Source organism: Streptomyces sp. NPDC027663, from assembly GCF_055566415.1.
In genome coordinates, this window is sequence record NZ_JBVHSK010000001.1 from 635,042 (window position 1) to 652,569 (window position 17,528).

The 17,528-nt window shown below is 71.8% G+C and carries 16 protein-coding genes; 10 read left to right on the forward strand and 6 right to left on the reverse strand.

Translation table 11 applies throughout. The features are described from left to right. Positions 1-28 precede the first annotated feature (28 nt). The 3 genes from era to ACZ4SF_RS02800 all read left to right on the forward strand — a co-directional run bounded on the left by era (position 29) and on the right by ACZ4SF_RS02800 (position 2,587). A complete protein-coding gene (era, locus tag ACZ4SF_RS02790) occupies positions 29-982 on the forward strand; it encodes a GTPase Era (protein ID WP_468377283.1) in 954 nt (317 codons plus the stop codon). Positions 983-1,478: 496 nt separating this feature from the next. Next, positions 1,479-1,811: a nuclear transport factor 2 family protein gene (locus ACZ4SF_RS02795; protein ID WP_468377285.1), complete on the forward strand. Its 333-nt coding sequence runs from the start codon at positions 1,479-1,481 to the stop codon at positions 1,809-1,811. A 2-nt stretch (positions 1,812-1,813) separates the two neighbouring features. After that, positions 1,814-2,587: an alpha/beta fold hydrolase gene (locus tag ACZ4SF_RS02800; RefSeq protein WP_468377288.1), complete on the forward strand. Its 774-nt coding sequence runs from the start codon at positions 1,814-1,816 to the stop codon at positions 2,585-2,587. Positions 2,588-2,619: 32 nt separating this feature from the next. Here ACZ4SF_RS02800 and ACZ4SF_RS02805 read toward each other — a convergent pair. After that, positions 2,620-3,488, reverse strand: a protein-coding gene (locus ACZ4SF_RS02805) for an IS5 family transposase (RefSeq protein ID WP_468377291.1) whose coding sequence is annotated in 2 segments (ribosomal slippage) — positions 2,620-3,159 and positions 3,162-3,488 — 867 coding nt in all. Because the reading frame shifts where the segments join, the coding sequence is not laid out codon by codon here. Between the two features lie 57 nt (positions 3,489-3,545). Then, positions 3,546-4,403, reverse strand: coding sequence for a helix-turn-helix transcriptional regulator (locus ACZ4SF_RS02810; protein WP_468377293.1), 858 nt, complete (start codon positions 4,401-4,403; stop codon positions 3,546-3,548). Between the two features lie 134 nt (positions 4,404-4,537). Between ACZ4SF_RS02810 and ACZ4SF_RS02815 the strand changes: the two genes are divergently transcribed. After that, positions 4,538-5,383 carry an NAD-dependent epimerase/dehydratase family protein gene (locus ACZ4SF_RS02815; protein ID WP_468377295.1) on the forward strand — a complete coding sequence of 282 codons (846 nt, stop codon included), beginning with the start codon at positions 4,538-4,540 and terminating at the stop codon, positions 5,381-5,383. A 161-nt stretch (positions 5,384-5,544) separates the two neighbouring features. Here the strand turns inward: ACZ4SF_RS02815 and ACZ4SF_RS02820 are convergent, their stop codons facing one another. Together ACZ4SF_RS02820 and ACZ4SF_RS02825 are read right to left on the reverse strand one after the other, a co-directional pair. After that, the gene (locus tag ACZ4SF_RS02820) at positions 5,545-6,801 is read right to left on the reverse strand and encodes an MFS transporter (protein WP_468377298.1); all 1,257 of its coding nucleotides are present in this window, start codon (positions 6,799-6,801) and stop codon (positions 5,545-5,547) included. After that, the gene (locus ACZ4SF_RS02825) at positions 6,798-8,111 is read right to left on the reverse strand and encodes a GH1 family beta-glucosidase (protein WP_468377301.1); all 1,314 of its coding nucleotides are present in this window, start codon (positions 8,109-8,111) and stop codon (positions 6,798-6,800) included. The genes ACZ4SF_RS02820 and ACZ4SF_RS02825 overlap by 4 nt, the downstream gene beginning before the upstream one ends. Before the next feature lie 83 nt (positions 8,112-8,194). Between ACZ4SF_RS02825 and ACZ4SF_RS02830 the strand changes: the two genes are divergently transcribed. Next, a complete protein-coding gene (locus tag ACZ4SF_RS02830; protein ID WP_468377303.1) occupies positions 8,195-8,758 on the forward strand; it encodes a GNAT family N-acetyltransferase in 564 nt (187 codons plus the stop codon). Positions 8,759-8,888: 130 nt separating this feature from the next. Here ACZ4SF_RS02830 and ACZ4SF_RS02835 read toward each other — a convergent pair whose 3' ends face one another. Both ACZ4SF_RS02835 and ACZ4SF_RS02840 read right to left on the reverse strand, forming a co-directional pair. Next, the gene (locus ACZ4SF_RS02835; protein WP_468377305.1) at positions 8,889-9,155 is read right to left on the reverse strand and encodes a protealysin inhibitor emfourin; all 267 of its coding nucleotides are present in this window, start codon (positions 9,153-9,155) and stop codon (positions 8,889-8,891) included. Between the two features lie 21 nt (positions 9,156-9,176). Then, entirely contained in the window at positions 9,177-10,247 is a 1,071-nt protein-coding gene (locus ACZ4SF_RS02840) for a M4 family metallopeptidase (RefSeq protein ID WP_468377308.1), read from the reverse strand. Between the two features lie 333 nt (positions 10,248-10,580). Here ACZ4SF_RS02840 and leuA point away from each other — a divergent pair, with 333 nt between their 5' ends. The 5 genes from leuA (at position 10,581) to ACZ4SF_RS02865 (ending at position 17,298) form a co-directional block, all read left to right on the forward strand. Beyond that, positions 10,581-12,302 (forward strand): 2-isopropylmalate synthase, encoded by a 1,722-nt coding sequence (leuA, locus tag ACZ4SF_RS02845; protein ID WP_468377311.1) that lies wholly within the window; start codon positions 10,581-10,583, stop codon positions 12,300-12,302. 185 nt (positions 12,303-12,487) lie between these two features. After that, positions 12,488-13,183 carry a TerB family tellurite resistance protein gene (locus ACZ4SF_RS02850; RefSeq protein WP_468377314.1) on the forward strand — a complete coding sequence of 232 codons (696 nt, stop codon included), beginning with the start codon at positions 12,488-12,490 and terminating at the stop codon, positions 13,181-13,183. A 137-nt stretch (positions 13,184-13,320) separates the two neighbouring features. Beyond that, positions 13,321-15,402: an MMPL family transporter gene (locus tag ACZ4SF_RS02855; protein WP_468377317.1), complete on the forward strand. Its 2,082-nt coding sequence runs from the start codon at positions 13,321-13,323 to the stop codon at positions 15,400-15,402. A 22-nt stretch (positions 15,403-15,424) separates the two neighbouring features. Continuing rightward, positions 15,425-16,639 carry a sensor histidine kinase gene (locus ACZ4SF_RS02860; RefSeq protein ID WP_468377320.1) on the forward strand — a complete coding sequence of 405 codons (1,215 nt, stop codon included), beginning with the start codon at positions 15,425-15,427 and terminating at the stop codon, positions 16,637-16,639. Beyond that, positions 16,636-17,298 carry a response regulator transcription factor gene (locus ACZ4SF_RS02865; protein WP_468377323.1) on the forward strand — a complete coding sequence of 221 codons (663 nt, stop codon included), beginning with the start codon at positions 16,636-16,638 and terminating at the stop codon, positions 17,296-17,298. The genes ACZ4SF_RS02860 and ACZ4SF_RS02865 overlap by 4 nt, the downstream gene beginning before the upstream one ends. The last annotated feature ends 230 nt before the right edge of the window (positions 17,299-17,528 follow it).

The window sequence follows — 17,528 nt, forward strand, 5'->3', positions numbered from 1 at the left end:
GCTCCGTGGATCAGGGAGAATGGGCGGCATGAGTGTTCGTACCCAGTCATCCGAGCAGCCGGCCGAAACCGTCCACCGCGCCGGCTTCGCCTGCTTCGTGGGCCGCCCCAACGCGGGCAAGTCCACCCTCACGAACGCTCTGGTCGGGCAGAAGGTGGCGATCACGGCGAACCAGCCGCAGACGACGCGGCACACGGTGCGCGGCATCGTGCACCGGCCCGACGCCCAGCTGATCCTGGTGGACACCCCCGGGCTCCACAAGCCGCGCACGCTGCTCGGTGAGCGGCTCAACGAGGTGGTGCGCACGACGTGGGCCGAGGTCGACGTGATCGGTTTCTGTCTGCCGGCGAACGAGAAGATCGGTCCCGGTGACCGCTTCATCGCCAAGGAACTGGCGGGGATCAGGAAGACCCCGAAGATCGCGATCGTCACGAAGACGGACCTGGTCGACTCCAAGACCCTCGCCGAGCAGCTGATCGCGATCGACCAGCTGGGCAAGGACCTGGGCATCGAGTGGGCACAGATCGTGCCGGTCTCGGCGGTCGGCTCCAAGCAGGTCGATCTGCTGGCCGACCTGCTGATCCCCCTTCTGCCCGAGGGCCCGGCGCTCTATCCCGAGGGTGACCTCACGGACGAGCCCGAGCAGGTCATGATCGCGGAACTCATCCGTGAGGCCGCGCTGGAAGGTGTCCGGGACGAGCTGCCGCACTCCATCGCGGTGGTCGTGGAGGAGATGCTTCCGCGCCCGGACCGCCCCGCCGACCGTCCCCTTCTGGACATCCACGCCAACCTCTACATCGAGCGTCCCAGTCAGAAGGGCATCATCATCGGGCCCAAGGGGAAGCGCCTGAAGGACGTCGGCATCAAGTCCCGCAAGCAGATCGAGGCGCTGCTGGGGACGCCGGTCTTCCTGGACCTGCACGTGAAGGTGGCCAAGGACTGGCAGCGCGACCCGAAGCAGCTGCGCAAGCTGGGCTTCTAGACCCCGGCCCACCCACCCACCCGACTCGGTCGGCCAAGAGCCCACCGCCACGGGGCTCCGCCCCGGACCCCGGGGAGTTCGCTTCGCCCCGGGCCCCGGGCAGCCGGTTTCGTCCCGGGCCCCGGGTGGTGTGCTCGGTCGGTCAAATCCTCACTGTCACGGGGCTCCGCCCCGGACCCCGGGAGTTCGCTGTGCCCCCGGCCCCAGGCAGCCCGCTTTGCCCCCGGCCCCGGGCAGGTCACTTCGCCCCCGGCCCCGGCAGGTCACTTAGAACTCCTAACGAAATGATCTTTGTGTTGGTAGGAGCCTTCCAATACTGAGTGCTGAGCTGAGACCGCCCGACGGCACCTGCCGCAAGGAAGTTGGCCAGATCGCCGCTCGGGCACTGAGCATTGGGTTATGTGGTTGCGGTGAGCCCGGTGGGTGGGGCGATGATGCAGCGGTGCGTGCTGAAGCGAATGAGGTCGAAGAGGTAATCAGGGGGGAACTGCGGCTCATGGATCCCACCGTGCGAACGTCGCGGGCGGAGGCCAGGCAGCTGTTGGACCCGGAGTTCGTAGAGGTCGGCGCCTCGGGCCGGCGGTGGTCGTACGAGGAGATGCTGGCCCAGTTGCCGGAGATGCCCGGCAACTCGGAGGAGGGTCCTCGGTACGTGCCTTCAGGTATGACAGGTGTCGTCTTGGCTCCTGGTGTGGTGCACCTGACGTATGAGACCACGATCGAGGGACGGCGGGCGCGCCGGAGCTCGCTGTGGCGGAGGTTGGGCGAGGAGGCGGGTTGGCGCATGTACTACCACCAGGCCACGCCCGTCCCGTCCCAGGGCGACTGACGGTGCGGGTCACCAGCGGCGACGGAGTCCGGATCGCCTTCGAGGTTGTGGGCAGCGGGCCGCCGTTGGTGCTGCTGCACGGTTTCTTCGGGGACCGCACGACGTGGCGGTCGGCTGGCTATGTCGACGCACTTGCCGGGGGCCATCGCCTGGTTCTTATCGATGCCCGTGGCCACGGTGGGAGCGATGCACCCCACGATGTGGACAGCTACCGGATCGACCGTCAGGTGGGTGATGTCGTGGCTGTACTCGACGCACTCGACATCCCCCGGGTGGCCTTCTGGGGTGCGTCGATGGGCGGCATCATCGGCCTCAACCTGCTGGCGGGGCACCCGGAACGGCTTACCGCACTGGTTGTCGGCGGGGCACATGGTGGCCGTGTCGCGGCTTCTCCGGCGGAGGTTCAGCAGGAGGTCGGACTGCTCCGCTCTCGGGGAACGTCTCCCTTCATCGAGATGCTGGAACGTCAAGGACCACTCCCGGCGTGGATGCGCGCGGCGATGCAGGCAGCCGACCCGCATGCGCTGGCAGCGCTGACCGCCGCCCTTGATGCCCGCGACGGCGTCATGGAAAGGCTCGTGCACACTCCTGTACCGGTGCTTCTGCTCGCTGGCGACCGTGATCCCCGGCTACGGTCGATCCAGGACACCGCTACTCGGATCTCGGGCGCGACCTGCGTCGAACTGCCCGGTTGCGGGCACTTCGACACATTCTTGCGTCTCGACCTCGCCCTGCCGGTGGTGCGTCCGTTTCTCGCCGCGTACGCGGCTGGGTGAGCCGGTCAAGGCTTCTTGGTCGGCTGGCCTGCTCAGCGCCATCCACGCCCCCTTGAATGCTGACTCGCGCCTGGCTGCCTGGGCGTCGTCTGAACTGCCGCCAGTCGACGCCAGCAGATCAGCGAGCATCCGAGGCTCAGGAAGGCTTCGTGGATGTCGTCGCGAATCTCCCATCGGATGCGCAGGCGGCGGAACCAGTGCAGGTGAGCGAAGGCGCGTTCCACGCCCCAGCGCTGGGTGCCCAAGCCGGGGCCGTGCCCGGTGCCCCGGCGGGCGATGAGCGGCTTCACGCCGAGGTCCCAGACCAGTCGGCGGTACTTGTCGTGGTCGTAGCCTCGGTCTCCCAGCACCACGTCGGGGCGGCTCCGGGGCCGGCCTCGCCTGCCCCGCACCGGTGGCACTGCCTGGAGGAGCGGGATCAGCTGAGTGACGTCGTTGCGGTTGCCGCCCGTCAGGGTGACGGCGAGCGGAATGCCGGTGGCGTCGGTGATCAGGTGATGCTTGCGGCCCGTCCTGCCCCGGTCAACGGGACTTCGTCCCGTCTTCGAGCCCCCTTTAACGCCCGGATGTGTGAGCAGTCGACCGCCGCACGGGAGAAGTCCAAGACGTTCGCGGTGCGGAGCTTGGCCGGGAGGGCCTCGTGCAGCCGGGGCCAGACTCCAGCCTCGGTCCACCCGGCCAGGCGGCGCCAGCAGGTCATGCCGGAGCCGAAGCCGAGCTCCTGCGGAAGATGTTCCCAGGCGATCCCGGTGTGCAGGACGAACAGGATGCCCTGGAACACCAGCCGGTCCGGATGCCGCTTGCGCCCGGGATGCCGAGTGCGACGCTCCACCTTCGGTAGCAGCGGTTCGATCACCGACCACAGCTCGGCGTCGACTTCCCACGGCTTCGACCGAGTCACCCCACACCCCCGAATCACCAGTCCAGGAGGGATCCAGCCACCTCGAAGATCATTTCGTTAGGAGTTCTTAGCCGCTCGGGGAGTCATGTCCTGCATGCCCACCACCCGTAGCAGCCGGAGTCTCTCGTGGGAGTCCGTGCCCGGGCGGGCCGTGTGGATGATGAGGTGGTGGTGGGCCTCGTGGCTGAGGAGGACCTCGCAGTCCAGTTCCAGCAGGCCCACCACGGGGTGCAGGAAGCGTTTCGTGGCGGGGCGGCGCAGGGACACCTCGTGTGCGTCCCAGAGGCGGGCGAACTCCTCGCTGGCCGCGCGCAGTTCCGACGCCAGCGCGGCCGGCACCGGGTCGGCCGGGCGGGCCGCGGCCACCGCGCGGAGTGAGGCCACGTGATCGCGGGCATGGCCCGGGAGATCCTCGGATGGGAAGAGGGCACGGGCCGTGGGGTCCAGGAAGAAGCGGCGGGTCAGGTTCCGCTCGTGCGGCGGGCGGGCCGACGCGTCGCCGACCAGTGCCTTGGCCAAGGCGTTCTGCGCCAGCACCTCGCCGTAGTCCGTGACCACCTGTGCCGGTGAGTCGTACAGCCGGTCCAGGACCAGCAGCAGGCCGGGCCTGACGTGGGCCGAGGCCATGTCCCGGCGCGGCGGCTCCTCGCCCACCAGGTGGAAGAGATGGTCCCGTTCGTCGTCGGTCAGGCGCAGCGCGCGGGCCAGTGCCGTGAGCATCTGGCGGGACGGGCGCGGGCCGCGGGACTGTTCCAGGCGCGTGTAGTAGTCGACCGACATTCCGGCGAGCGCGGCCACCTCCTCCCGGCGCAGTCCGGGCGTGCGACGGCGGGCGCCCGGTGCCAGGCCCACGTCGGACGGTTCCAGGCGGGCGCGGCCACGGCGCAGGAAGTCGGCAAGTTCGGCTCGGTCCACCTCTCCAGGCTGCGGCAGCGCGGCCCGCTTATCCAGGGACTGTCGATCCCCCGATCAGGAGGTCTCTCCCGCCCTGCCCGCCGGAGGCCGAGGCTGGGTGCACCGAAACGAGTTCGATCGAGAGGAACAGCATCATGCTGACCCTGGTCACCGGTGCCACCGGACAGGTGGGACGCGGCTTCGTCCCCCGGCTGCTCGCCCAGGGCCGACCGGACGAGCGTGTCCGGGTGGTCGTCCGCGACGAGTCCCGCGCCGCCGCCCTCGCCGAGCGCGGCGCCGAGGTCGTCGTGGGTGATCTGCGCGACACCGACGTCCTCGGCAAGGCGCTGACCGGAGTGGACGCCGTCGTCAACATCGCGGCCTCCTTCCGGGGCGTGCCCGACGAGGAGATGCGGGCCGTCAACCGGGACGCCGCGCTGGAGCTGGGCCGCGCCGCCGTCGCCTCCGGGGTACGACGGTTCGTGCAGGCCAGCACGGTCCTGGTGTACGGCGTCGGGCGCGGCCGGCCGCACGTCGAGGACGATCCGACCGTGCCGGGCGGACCGCTGTGGATGACGTACCCGGAGTCCAAGGAGGAGGCCGAGCGCGGGCTGCTGGCGCTGGACGGTCTGGACGTGCGGGTGGGCCGCCTCGGCTTCGTCTACGGCGAGGGCGATCCGCACCTGCCGGGCATCACCCGCTGGACCGTCCGGCAGCCGGCCACCAAGCGGCACCACCTGGTGCATGTCGCCGATGCCGCCCAGGGCCTGCTGCGCCTGCTGTACGCCCCCGGCGCCGACGGCCGGATCTACAACATCGCCGACGACGCCCCGGTCACGGTGCTGGAGATCCACCAGCTCCTCGGCGTGGAGCCGCCGGCGGACGGTCCCGACACCGACCCCTGGTACGGCATCGCCTCCACCGACCGCATCCGCCGCGAACTGGGCTACCGGCCGCTGTACCCGACCCTCTGGTCCGCCCGCGATGCCGGGGCGCTCTGAACCAGGGGATGCCGTTCGGATGAAGCCGGATCAGGCCGTGGCGTCCGGTGCGGTGCACCGCAGGGCGGAGGATCTCGCGCTGGGCGGACTCGGGTGACCCGACTGCGCGGCGAGGTGCCGTGCCGGGCGTCGCGGGCCCGGGCTGATCCGTACGGCGCCCCTTAGTCGACCCCCCTGATCCGGCCCACCAGCACCGACCCGCCGAGCCCGATCACCGCCGCCACCAGGTAGAGCACGCGGTAGCCGCCGAGATGGGTGACGATCGGCGCGGCCAGGGCGGGGGCCGCGACCTGGGGGAGGGCGTTGGCGATGTTGATCACGCCGAGGTCCTTGCCCCGGTCCGCCGCCGTCGGCAGGACGTCCGTCATCAGCGCGAAGTCGACGGACGTGAAGACACCGAAGCCGACACCGAGCAGGGCCGCCGCCACGATCGCCCCCGGCCAGGTCTGCCAGCCGGCCAGGGCCGCCGTCGCCACCGCCATCAGCACGCCCGACCAGACCACGAACGGCTTGCGCCGGCCCACCCGGTCCGACCAGATCCCGCCCACCACCACCGTCGCCGTCAGCGTCAGGCCGTTGACCGCGGTGAGGATCAGCACGCCCCTCTCGGGGTCCGAGTGGTGCAGGCGGTCGCGCAGATAGTAGAGGAGGTACAGCAGGACCAGCGCGTTGCCGAGGTTGATGAGGAACCGGGTCAGCCAGGCCCAGGCCAGGTCGGGGTGGCGGCGCGGGCTGAGCCGGAACCCGGCGAGGAACCCCCGCCAGGACCAGGGCGGCCGGTCCGCTCGGGCCAGCGGCAGATCCGCGTACCGCAGCACGTAGGGCAGCACGCCCACCACCGTGAACACCGCGCACGCCGCGTACCCGGCCCCGGTCCCGCCGGCGACCGTGGCCAGACCGGTGCCGCCGACCACGCCCAGCATCTGTGCCGCGCCCAGCCAGCCGCCCACCGTCCCCCGCTGGAGCCGTGGCACCCGGTCCGGCACGGCCGCGGTGACCGCCGCGAAGGCCGCGTTCAGCGTCAGCTGCACCAGGCACCAGCCCAGCGTCATCGTCCACGGCCCGCCCGCGTCTGCGAGCAGCAGCAGTGACAGCGCACCGCCCGCCGTCCCGGCCACGATCCACGGTGTACGGCGGCCCCGGCGGGCGGTGGTCCGGTCCGAGAGGGCGCCGAAGAGCGGGTTCGCGAGCAGGGAGACCACCGCGCCGGTGCCGGTCACCCACGCCAGCAGCGTCTCCTTGGGCATCCCGGTGCCGGGCGCGAAGTCCTTCGCCTGGGCGGCGAGCAGGATCTGCAGCGGGCCGAACCAGCCCGCCCAGATCGCCCCGTTGGCCAGCGACAGAGCCGCCGTCCAGCCCCGGCCGACGGGTTCGACGGGTTCTGCCAGGGCGGCGGCCGAGGCGCGGGCGGTGGTCATCTGCGGTCCCGCAGCAGATCCCGGAACCAGTGGTAGGAGGCCTTCGGGGTGCGCTCCAGCGTCGCGTGGTCGACGTGCACCAGGCCGAACCGGCGGGCGTACCCTTCCGCCCACTCGAAATTGTCCAGCAGGGACCACACGAAGTAGCCGCGTACGTCGGCCCCGGCCTCGATCGCCCGGTGCAGGGCCCGGATGTGGCCGTCGAGGTAGGCGATCCGCTCCTGGTCGTCGATGCCCTCGTAGGAGCAGCCGTTCTCGGTGATGACGACCGGCGGGAGCCGTTCGCCGTACCGTTCCCGGAACCCGGTGAGCAGCTCGGTCAGCCCCTCGGGCACGACCGGCCAGCCGAAGTCGGTCTTCGGCCTGTCCTCGATCTCCCGAAGTGAGAAGGGAAGTTCGGCGGGGAGCGTCAGTCCCCCGTACTCGGCGTCACCGCCGCCGGGAGCGGCCACGCGGGTCGGGGCGTAGTAATTGATGCCGTACCAGTCGACCGGTTCGGAGATGACCTTGAGGTCGTCCTGCACGTCGCCCGGCATCAAGTCACCCATGCCGTCGGGGTATTCACCCAGGACGACCGGCTCGGCGAACAGCCGGTTGAGCAGGACGTCGTAGAAACCGGCCGCGTCCAGGTCCGCCTGCTCCTGCGAGGCGGCCCAGACCGGGCCGTGGGAGTTGGCGATGCCGATGTCACCGGCGCCGGCCGCGCGCAGCGCCCGTACGGCCAGGCCGTGGGCCAGCAGCTGGTGGTGGGCGACCGGGAGCGCGTCGAAGAGCAGCTGCCGGCCGGGGGCGTGGGCGCCCAGGGCGTGTCCCAGCAGTGTGTGCTCCGCGGGTTCGTTGAGGGTGATCCACTTCTTGACCCGGTCACCGAGCCGCTCGGCCACCACGGACACGTACTCGGCGAACCGGGCCGCGGTGTCGCGTTGCAGCCAGTCCAGGGAGGCGGGCAGGTCCCAGTGGAAGAGGGTCGGCACCGGCCGTACGCCCGCCGCGCACAGCTCGTCCACCAGGCGGTCGTAGAAGTCGAGGCCGCCGGGGGAGTTCACGCGGGGCCAGGAGATCGAGAACCGGTACGCGTCCACGCCGAGGCCCGCGAGGAGGGCCACGTCCTCGGGGTAGCGGTGGTAGTGGTCGCAGGCCACCGCCGCGGTCGAGCCGTCCTTCACCCGCCCGGGCTCGGCCGTGAACGCGTCCCACACGGACGGCTCGCGCACGTCGGCCGCCCCTTCGATCTGATGGGCCGAGGTCGACACACCCCACAGGAAACCGGCCGGGAACCGAGGGATCGGATTGACTGCGTCAGTCGCCATGGCCGGATCATCCGTACCGCCGGTAACGGAAGTCAACGCCCGTGCGGGAACCGCCGGTTGCGGCGCCGGTCTATGATCACCGGGTGATCGAAGGCAAGCTGGTACGACTCCGCGCGCTGCGCGCCGACGACCTGGAGTCCCATCTGCGCTGGCGCAACGACCCCGAGGTGGTGCGCTGGGCCACCGGGGCCCATCCCGGCTTCGGTCCGGTCACCCGGGAGGCGCTGGAGCTCTTCCACGAGGCGCGGCTGCGGGAGGACCCGCGCCAGGGCGGCACGTTCACCGTCGAGGAGCGGGAGGGCGGGCGCCCGATCGGTGTGGCCGACTACCGTGATCTCGACCCCTTCGCCGGCCGGGCGACCGCCGGCATCACCATCGGCGAACGCGACCACTGGGGCGGCGGCTACGGCTCCGAGGCCCTTGGTCTGCTGGTGGACCACCTCTTCGGCGCCTGCCGGCTGCACCGGGTCGACCTGGACACCTGGAGCGGGAACGAGCGCGCCGTGCGGGCGTTCCGCCGTCTCGGCTTCGTGGAGGAGGGGCGCCGGCGGGCCGCCGTGCGGGTGGGGGATGAGTGGTACGACTCCGTGGAGTTCGGCCTGCTGCGCGAGGAGTGGGCGACTGCCGCCCCTCGCCAGGCACCCTGATCCGCCACCCGCCGGGCCCCGCGTCCGGCCACCCGTCGGGCCGCGCATCCGGCCGCCCGCCGGGCCGCGTTCCGGCACCCGCCAGGCCGCTTCTGCCGGGCGGTAGCCAGGGCGCCGGTCCGGCCGTCCGCTAGGCGCCCTCCTTCAGTACCCGCGACACCAACTCGCGTTGTTCCGCGCTCAGTCGGGGGTCCGCCGCGTACACCGTGCGGCCGTCCACCGTGATCTCGTAGGAGAAGCCGTCCGGGACCCCCGCCGGAGGCGTGTCCCGGCCGGACGCGAGGGCGCGTTCGGCCAGGGTCTGCCACTCGTGGGCGTCGGGCCGGCCCGAGGTGTCCACCTCGGCCCGGCGCTCGATGCCCGCGAAACCGCCCGTGCGCCGTACTCGAATACGCATGGGTCTCTGTGTAGTACGGAACTACAGCGTCCGCACCCCGACCTGTTCCCACGCCTTCTGCACGGCCTGGAGTTCGTCCCCGGCGCCGTACCGCTCACGGGCCGCCTTCACCGTCAGTGTGGCGAAGTCGGCGAACAGAGCCTTCTCCTTCAGGTCGCCGCCGGTCAGCACGTCGTACCAGATCTGGCCGGCCTTCTCCCAGGCGTAGCCGCCGAGGGCGGTCGCGGCCAGGTAGAAGGCGTGGTTGGGGATGCCGGAGTTGATGTGCACGCCGCCGTTGTCGCGGCCGGTGCGGACGTAGTCGTCCATGGTCGCCGGCTGCGGGTCCTTGCCGAGGACGTCGTCGTCGTACGCCGTGCCCGGGGCCTTCATCGAGCGCAGGGCGGTGCCGGTGACGCGCGGGGCGAGGAGGCCGGCGCCGATCAGCCAGTCGGCCTCGGCGGCGGTCTGGCCCAGCGTGTACTGCTTGATCAGCGAGCCGAAGACGTCGGAGAGGGACTCGTTGAGCGCGCCGGGCTGGCCGAAGTAGGTCAGGTTGGCGGTGTGCTGGGTGACGCCGTGGGTGAGTTCGTGGCCGATGACGTCGACCGGGATGGTGAAGTCCAGGAAGATCTCGTTGTCGCCGTCCCCGAACACCATCTGCTCGCCGTTCCAGAAGGCGTTGTCGTAGCCCTCGCCGAAGTGCACGGTGGCGTCCAGCGGCAGCCCGCCGTCGTCGATGGAGTGCCGGCCGTACGCCTTCAGGTACAGCTCGAAGGTGGCGCCGAGACCGGCGTAGGCGCGGTTGACGGTGGCGTCTGAGCCGGCCTCGGAGCCCTCCTCGCGGACCTTGGTGCCGGGCAGGTCCTGGGTGTGCCCGGCGTCGTAGATGGTGCGGTGCGGCCGGTCGGCGGCGGCGCCGGCCGGCGGGGCGACGGCGGGCGCACCGATCACCGTGGTCAGGCGGCGCTTGGTGCGCTGGTAGGCGTCGTGCTCCAGGGACCGGCGGGCCGGACCGGAGAGCGCGGGGTCCTCGTCGCGGGCGAGCTTGTCGAGGACGTGCGGCGGCACGATCATGCAGAAGACGGGCTGGGAGCCCCCGTTGGTCGTCATGCCCGGCACCTTCGCACTGTGTGACGCACGTGTCACTAGCTGCCACCATGATTGGTGAAATACCGGGACACGGAACGCGACGCTCCGTGACTCTGTGCTAGAGGGATGTGGTGCGGCGCACTTTTTGTCCCTATTCATCCCCTGGTCCCGCATACTGGGACAGGCCCGCGCACCCGGAACGGCTCGGCTAGGCTGCGGAACATCATGCGTTTCTGGCTGCTTCTTCTTAGCTGCCGCGGCGAGGGCCTGTAGACGAGGCCGACTCCCTCCCCGCGGAGCTCGGCGTTGCGTCGTCGGCCGTCCTTCCGGACATCCTGAGGAGCCTTACGCGTCATGGCCAACCGCCAGCAGCCCAGCCCCATGCCGATCCACAAGTACGGCCGTTACGAGCAGGTCGACATCCCCGACCGCACCTGGCCCGACCAGCGCATCACCGTCGCCCCCCGCTGGCTCTCCACCGACCTGCGCGACGGCAACCAGGCCCTGATCGACCCGATGTCGCCCGAGCGCAAGCGCCGGATGTTCGACCAGCTGGTCGCCCTGGGCTACAAGGAGATCGAGGTCGGCTTCCCCGCCTCCGGCCAGACCGACTTCGACTTCGTGCGCTCGATCATCGAGGAAGAGGGCGCGATCCCGGACGACGTCACGATCTCCGTGCTGACCCAGGCCCGTGAGGACCTGATCGAGCGGACCGTGGAGTCCCTGAAGGGCGCCAAGCGGGCCAACGTCCACCTCTACAACGCCACCGCCCCGGTCTTCCGCCGGGTCGTCTTCCGCGGCTCCAAGGACGACATCAAGCAGATCGCCGTCGACGGCACCCGCCTGGTGATGGAGTACGCCGAGAAGCTGCTGGGCCCCGAGACGGAGTTCGGCTACCAGTACAGCCCCGAGATCTTCACCGACACCGAGCTGGACTTCGCGCTGGAGGTCTGCGAGGCGGTCATGGACGTCTGGCAGCCCGGCCCGGGCCGCGAGATCATCCTCAACCTGCCGGCCACCGTGGAGCGTTCGACGCCGTCGACGCACGCCGACCGCTTCGAGTGGATGCACCGCAACCTCTCCCGCCGTGAGCACGTCTGCCTGTCCGTCCACCCGCACAACGACCGCGGCACGGCCGTCGCAGCCGCCGAGCTGGCCCTGATGGCCGGCGCCGACCGCATCGAGGGCTGCCTGTTCGGGCAGGGCGAGCGCACCGGCAACGTCGACCTGGTCACCCTGGGCATGAACCTGTTCTCGCAGGGCGTCGACCCGCAGATCGACTTCTCCGACATCGACGAGATCCGTCGTACCTGGGAGTACTGCAACCAGATGGAGGTCCACCCGCGCCACCCGTACGTGGGCGACCTGGTCTACACGTCCTTCTCCGGCTCCCACCAGGACGCCATCAAGAAGGGCTTCGACGCCATGGAGGCCGACGCGAAGGCCAAGGGCGTCACGGTCGACGACATCGAGTGGGCGGTGCCGTACCTGCCGATCGACCCGAAGGACGTCGGCCGCTCCTACGAGGCCGTCATCCGCGTCAACTCGCAGTCCGGCAAGGGCGGTGTCTCCTACGTCCTGAAGAACGACCACAAGCTGGACCTGCCGCGCCGGATGCAGATCGAGTTCTCGAAGATCATCCAGGCGAAGACCGACGCCGAGGGCGGCGAGATCACGCCGAAGGACATCTGGGCGGTCTTCCAGGACGAGTACCTGCCGAACCCCCGGAACCCGTGGGGCCGCATCCAGGTCAGGACCGGCCAGTCGACCACGGACACCGACGGCATCGACACCCTGACCGTCGAGGCCACCGTCGACGGCGAGGACACCGTCCTGACCGGCTCCGGCAACGGTCCGATCTCGGCCTTCTTCGACGCCCTGCAGTCCATCGGCATCGACGTACGCCTGCTGGACTACCAGGAGCACACGATGAGCGAGGGCGCCTCCGCACAGGCCGCGTCCTACATCGAATGCGCGATCGACGACAAGGTTCTGTGGGGTATCGGCATCGATGCGAACACGACGCGTGCATCGCTGAAGGCGGTCGTCTCCGCGGTGAACCGCGCCGCCCGCTGACCCTGCCTGACCGGCCCTTTCGGTGCCCTGACCGCTGTACCCGGCGGTCAGGGCACCGTCGCTTATCGGCCATCGTGCCCCTCAGGTCACGGAAAGGTCTCTTACGAGGTACTGACTCAGCCTCCGGGATGTGGCTAACATCACGCCAGCGCGGCGATGTTGCCGTGCGGTTACGGAGGTGCGACGTGCTGCCAGTACGGGGACGAGACGACCGTGCCGCCAGGGCTGCGCGCATCCTGGGCATCCGCACCGCATGGACACCCGTCGGGGACGGCGAGTTCTTCTGCCCCGGCTGCGGCGGAGACCGCAACTACCAGCGGCTCACCGGCCGCCGCCGGCTCACCCTGCTCGGCGTGCCCCTGCTGTCGCGCGGCGCCACCGGACCGGTCGTGGAGTGCGCCGCCTGCCGCCGCCACTACGGCACCGAAATCCTCGACCACCCCACCACCCGCCGCTTCTCCGCGATCCTCCGCGACGCGGTGCACACCGTCGCCCTCGCCGTGCTCGCCGCGGGCGGCACCGGCTCCCGTACGGCCCTGGAGACCGCCGCCACCGCGGTCCGCGCGGCCGGCTTCGCCGACTGCACGGAGGACCAGCTGGCCGCCCTGGTCGAGGCGCTCGCAGCGGACACCGGCCGGTTCTTCGAGCAGCCGGGCGGCGCGAGCCTGACCATAGAGCTGCACGAGGCCCTGGACCCGCTCGCCCCGCACCTCGCCCCGGCCGGCCGAGAGTCCCTGCTCCTGCAGGCCGCCCGCATCGCCCTCGCCGACGGCCCCTACACCCCCGCCGAACGCGACGCCCTGCGGACGGTGGGCGCGGCCCTCACGATCTGCTCCGACGACGTGACCCGCCTGCTGGCGGCGGCACGTACTCCGTCCTGATACTCCCGCGGGAGTAACACCGCGGGCGAGTCACCCCCGGCAGTAGCCCCCGGCTCGCCCCCGAGCCCGACGAACCGGCCCCCGCGCCACGGAAGTCTGGAACCGAACCGGACGACCGACCGTAGGGAGACACGTTCATGGGGGCCGCGAGGACAGACGCACGGCGCAGGCGGGCCGTGCCCTGGGTGGTGTTCGGGCTGTGGGTGGCCGCGCTCGTGCTCGTCGGGCCGTTCGCCGGGAAGTTCGGCGACGTCCAGCAGAACCGGTCGGTGGACTACCTGCCCGACAGCGCCGACTCCACCCGAGTCGCCCGCATCCAGGACGAGTTGCCGGGCGGGCAGGCCACCGACCTGGTCCTCGTGTACCACCGCGACGGCGGGCTGACCGCCGCCGACCGCGCGAAGGCCGCCGGGCAGGTCGCCGAGATCCGGCGGACGTACCGGCTGACGGGCAGCCCCGCCGCCGTGCCGTCCCGGGACGGCAGCACGCTCATGTACCCCGTCTCCAGCACCCTGCCCGGCCAGGACGACGACAAGCGGGACGCCTTCGTCGACGGGGTCCGGGACATCGCGGACGGCGGGGCGGGGCTGAGCGTCCAGGTCGGCGGGTCCGGGGCGCTCAGCGCCGACATGGGCAAGGTGTTCGGCACCATCGACGGCACCCTGCTGTACACCACCCTCGGCGTGGTCACCGTCCTGCTCGTGCTGATCTACCGCAGCCCCTTCCTGTGGCTCGTACCGCTCGCCGTCGCCGGGGTCGCCGCGGGCCTGGCGATGGCCGCCGCCTACGGCCTCCACGAGGCCTTCGGTGTCACCGTCACCGGCCAGAGCGGCGGTGTGATGACGGTCCTCGTGCTCGGCGCGGGCACCGACTACGCCCTGCTGCTCATCTCCCGCTACCGGGAGGAGCTACGGCGCCACGAGCGGCCGTACGACGCCATGCGGGCCGCGCTGCGCGGGTGCGGGCCGGCGATCCTCGCCTCCTCCGGCACCGTGGCGGCCGGGCTGCTCTGCCTGCTCGCCGCCGACCTCAACAGCAGCAGCGGCATGGGCCCGGTCGGCACGGTGGGCGTGCTCGCGGCGCTCGTCGCGATGACCACGCTGCTGCCGGCGCTGCTCGTCCTGCTCGGGCGCCGGGTGTTCTGGCCGCTGGTTCCGGCCTGGGGCAGCGAGCCCAAGGCCCGGCGGTCGCTGTTCGCCGCGATGGGCAGCTCCGCCACCCGGCGGCCCGCCGCCGTTCTGGCCGGCGGCGCCGTGCTCCTCGGCGCGCTCGCCCTGGGCGCGCTCGCCCTGCCCGGCACGCTCCGGCAGGAGGACTCCTTCACCGACAAGCCCGAGTCGATCACCGCCACCCAGACCCTGGGCCGCGCCTACCCCGAGCGCAGCAGCCAGCCCATCACCGTCATCGCCCCCACCGCACAGACCGACGCCGTCCTCGCCGAGGCCCGGGCGACTGCCGGCATGGCACAGGTGAAGGCCGGCCGCAGCGGGTCCGGCTGGACCGAGATCTCCGTCTACGCCACCGCCGCCCCCGAGACGGCGGGCGAGACCCGCACCATCGAGGCCCTGCGCGACGGACTCGACGGCAGCCACGGCGCCTACGTCGGCGGCCCCAGTGCCCAGCAGCTCGACCTGACCGACAGCCAGGCCCGGGACCAGGAGATCGTCGTCCCGCTCGTGCTCGCCGCGGTGTTCGTGATCCTGGTGGGGCTGCTGCGCAGTCTCGTCGCGCCGTTGCTGCTGCTCGCCGCCGTGGTCGCCGTCTGGGGCGCAGCGCTCGGCATCGGAGGGCTGGTCTTCGGGCCCGTGCTCGGCTTCGACGGCACCGACTCGGGGCTCGGACTGCTGTCCTTCGTGTTCCTGGTGGCGCTGGGCGTCGACTACGGCATCTTCCTGATGCACCGCATGCGCGAGGAATCCCTCGCCGGCGCCGAACCGACGACGGCCGCGCTCACCGCCCTGCGCACCACCGGCGGGGTGATCGCGTCGGCGGGGGTCGTCCTCGCGGCCACGTTCGCGGTGCTCGCCACACTGCCGCTGGCCGGGCTCGTCCAGCTCGGGTTCGTCATCGCGGTCGGCGTGCTCCTCGACACCTTCCTCGTGCGGACGTATCTGGTCACGACGGCGAGCGTGCTGCTGGGGCGCAGGGTGTGGTGGCCGGGGCGGCTGTCGCGGACGCCGCAGCCGGTACGGCCCGAGCGGCAGCCGGAGCCGGTGTGAAGCGCCGGGCGCCTGCTGGAGGATGAACCCCGTGCAGCACACCAGGAGACCCGAGCGGATCATGGCCGCGATCAACCGCGACCCGCGGACCGCCCCGCACGGCACCCGTAACGACGCGATCCTGGCCGCCGTCCTCGCGACGGCGGCCGTGGCCCTCGCGCTGCTGACCGACCCCGGCCGCCGCCCCGACGCGCTCGGCTGGGCACTGCTGCTCGCCGCCCACGTGCCGATCGGGTGGCGGCGGCGCCGTCCGCTGCTTGTGCTCGCCGCGGTCGTGGCCCTCGTGCTGCCGTACCACGCCCTCGACAACAACCACCATGCAGCGGCCCCGGTCGCCGTCACCGCCCTCTACACGGTCGCCGTCACCGGCCGCCCCCTGCGCACGATCCTGACCGGCGTCACCGTCCTCACGGCGGCCATCTCCGTGATGCTGCTGGTCGACACCCGCCAGGCCGTGGAACTGCTGCGCATCTCCGGCTGGGTGATCGCGGTGCTCTGCGGCGGCGTCGACGTCCGCTACTACCGGCGCTATGTCGCCGGGATCGTCGAACGCGCCGAACACGCCGAGCGCACCCGCGAGGAGGAGGCCCGCCGCCGGGTCGCCGAGGAACGTCTGCGCGTCGCCCGCGACCTGCACGACCTGCTCGCCCACAGCATCACCCTCATCGGCGTGCAGACCTCGGTCGCCGCGCACGTCCTGGCCGCCGACCCCGAGCGGCTCGACCGCGAGACGGTCGCCAAGGCGCTCGACGACATCGCCGAGACCTGCCGCGCCGCGCGCGGGGAACTGCGCACGACGCTGGAGGTGCTGCGTGCCGACGAACACGGGGACGCCCGCGGCCCCCTCCCCGGCCTCGACGGCCTGCCCGACCTCGTGGAGGCCGCGCGCCTCGCGGGCGCCCGCGTCGAGCAGACCGTGCGCGTCGGGCAGGCCCCGCCCGCCGTGGGCGCCGCCGCCTACCGCATCGTCCAGGAGGCGCTGACCAACGCGGTACGGCACGCCGGACCGGAACCGGGCGTGCGCCTCGACCTGTACGAGGCCGACGGCGCCCTGCATGTGTCGGTGACCGACGACGGCACCGGGCCCACCCCGGGCGGCACCCCCGGATTCGGGCTGGTGGGGATGCGGGAGAGGGTCCGCAGCGTGGGTGGCACACTCGACGCCGGGCCGCGCACGGAGGGCGGCTTCGCGGTGCGTGCCGCACTGCCGCTGACGACCCGGGAAGGGACCCGATGACCATCCGCGTGCTGCTCGCCGACGACCAGACGCTGGTACGGGCCGCGTTCGCGATGCTCGTCGAGTCGGCGCGCGACATGGAGGTCGTCGGGCAGGCGGGCACCGGCCGCGAGGCCGTGGAGCTGGCCCGCGCCGAACGGCCCGACCTGGTGGTGATGGACATCCGCATGCCCGAGCTGGACGGCATCGAGGCGACCCGGCTCATCGCGGCCGACGAAGCGCTCGCCGGGGTGCGGGTCCTCGTCCTCACCACCTACGACACCGACGAGCACATCGTGGAGGCGTTGCGCGCCGGCGCCTCCGGGTTCCTGGTCAAGGACACCCGGCCGGCCGACCTCCTGGACGCCATCCGCACGGTCGCGGCCGGTGAGTCCCTGCTGTCGCCCGGGCCGACGGCACGGCTGATCGAGCGCTTCCTGCGGGCCCCGTCGGTGCCGGCGGCGGGCGGACCCGAGTGCCTGTCGGAGCGTGAGCGCGAGGTGCTCGCACTGGTCGCCCGCGGCCTCAACAACACCGAGGTCGGCGAGGCGCTCGGCCTCAGCCCGCTGACCGCGAAGACCCACGTCAGCCGCATCATGGGGAAGCTGGGGGCACGGGACCGGGCGCAACTGGTCATCGTGGCGTACGAGTCGGGGCTGGTGACACCGGGGACGGTCTGACAGCTGGACGAACGCGGACGGCGGACGAACGCGGACGGCGGACGAACGCGGACGGCGGACGAACGTGGACGGCGGACGAACGCGGGCGGACGTGGACGGCGGACGAACGCGGATCGCTGGACGAACGCGGATGGCTGGACGAACGCGGGCGGACGGACGTGGCGGGCGGGCGTGGACGTACAGGCGGGCGGACGGACGGGTGTTCGGCGGCCCGGGAGGGAGATCGCCCG

What these genes read in the sequence shown, in the direction of transcription:
- ACZ4SF_RS02820 (WP_468377298.1), bottom strand. Translation starts at nt 6,801, where the DNA reads ATGACCACCGCCCGCGCCTCGGCCGCCGCCCTGGCAGAACCCGTCGAA.
- ACZ4SF_RS02835 (WP_468377305.1), bottom strand. Translation starts at nt 9,155, where the DNA reads ATGCGTATTCGAGTACGGCGCACGGGCGGTTTCGCGGGCATCGAGCGC.
- ACZ4SF_RS02825 (WP_468377301.1), bottom strand. Translation starts at nt 8,111, where the DNA reads ATGGCGACTGACGCAGTCAATCCGATCCCTCGGTTCCCGGCCGGTTTC.
- leuA (WP_468377311.1), top strand. Translation starts at nt 10,581, where the DNA reads ATGGCCAACCGCCAGCAGCCCAGCCCCATGCCGATCCACAAGTACGGC.
- ACZ4SF_RS02815 (WP_468377295.1), top strand. Translation starts at nt 4,538, where the DNA reads ATGCTGACCCTGGTCACCGGTGCCACCGGACAGGTGGGACGCGGCTTC.
- ACZ4SF_RS02855 (WP_468377317.1), top strand. Translation starts at nt 13,321, where the DNA reads ATGGGGGCCGCGAGGACAGACGCACGGCGCAGGCGGGCCGTGCCCTGG.
- ACZ4SF_RS02860 (WP_468377320.1), top strand. Translation starts at nt 15,425, where the DNA reads ATGAACCCCGTGCAGCACACCAGGAGACCCGAGCGGATCATGGCCGCG.
- ACZ4SF_RS02840 (WP_468377308.1), bottom strand. Translation starts at nt 10,247, where the DNA reads ATGACGACCAACGGGGGCTCCCAGCCCGTCTTCTGCATGATCGTGCCG.
- ACZ4SF_RS02795 (WP_468377285.1), top strand. Translation starts at nt 1,479, where the DNA reads ATGGATCCCACCGTGCGAACGTCGCGGGCGGAGGCCAGGCAGCTGTTG.
- era (WP_468377283.1), top strand. Translation starts at nt 29, where the DNA reads ATGAGTGTTCGTACCCAGTCATCCGAGCAGCCGGCCGAAACCGTCCAC.
- ACZ4SF_RS02865 (WP_468377323.1), top strand. Translation starts at nt 16,636, where the DNA reads ATGACCATCCGCGTGCTGCTCGCCGACGACCAGACGCTGGTACGGGCC.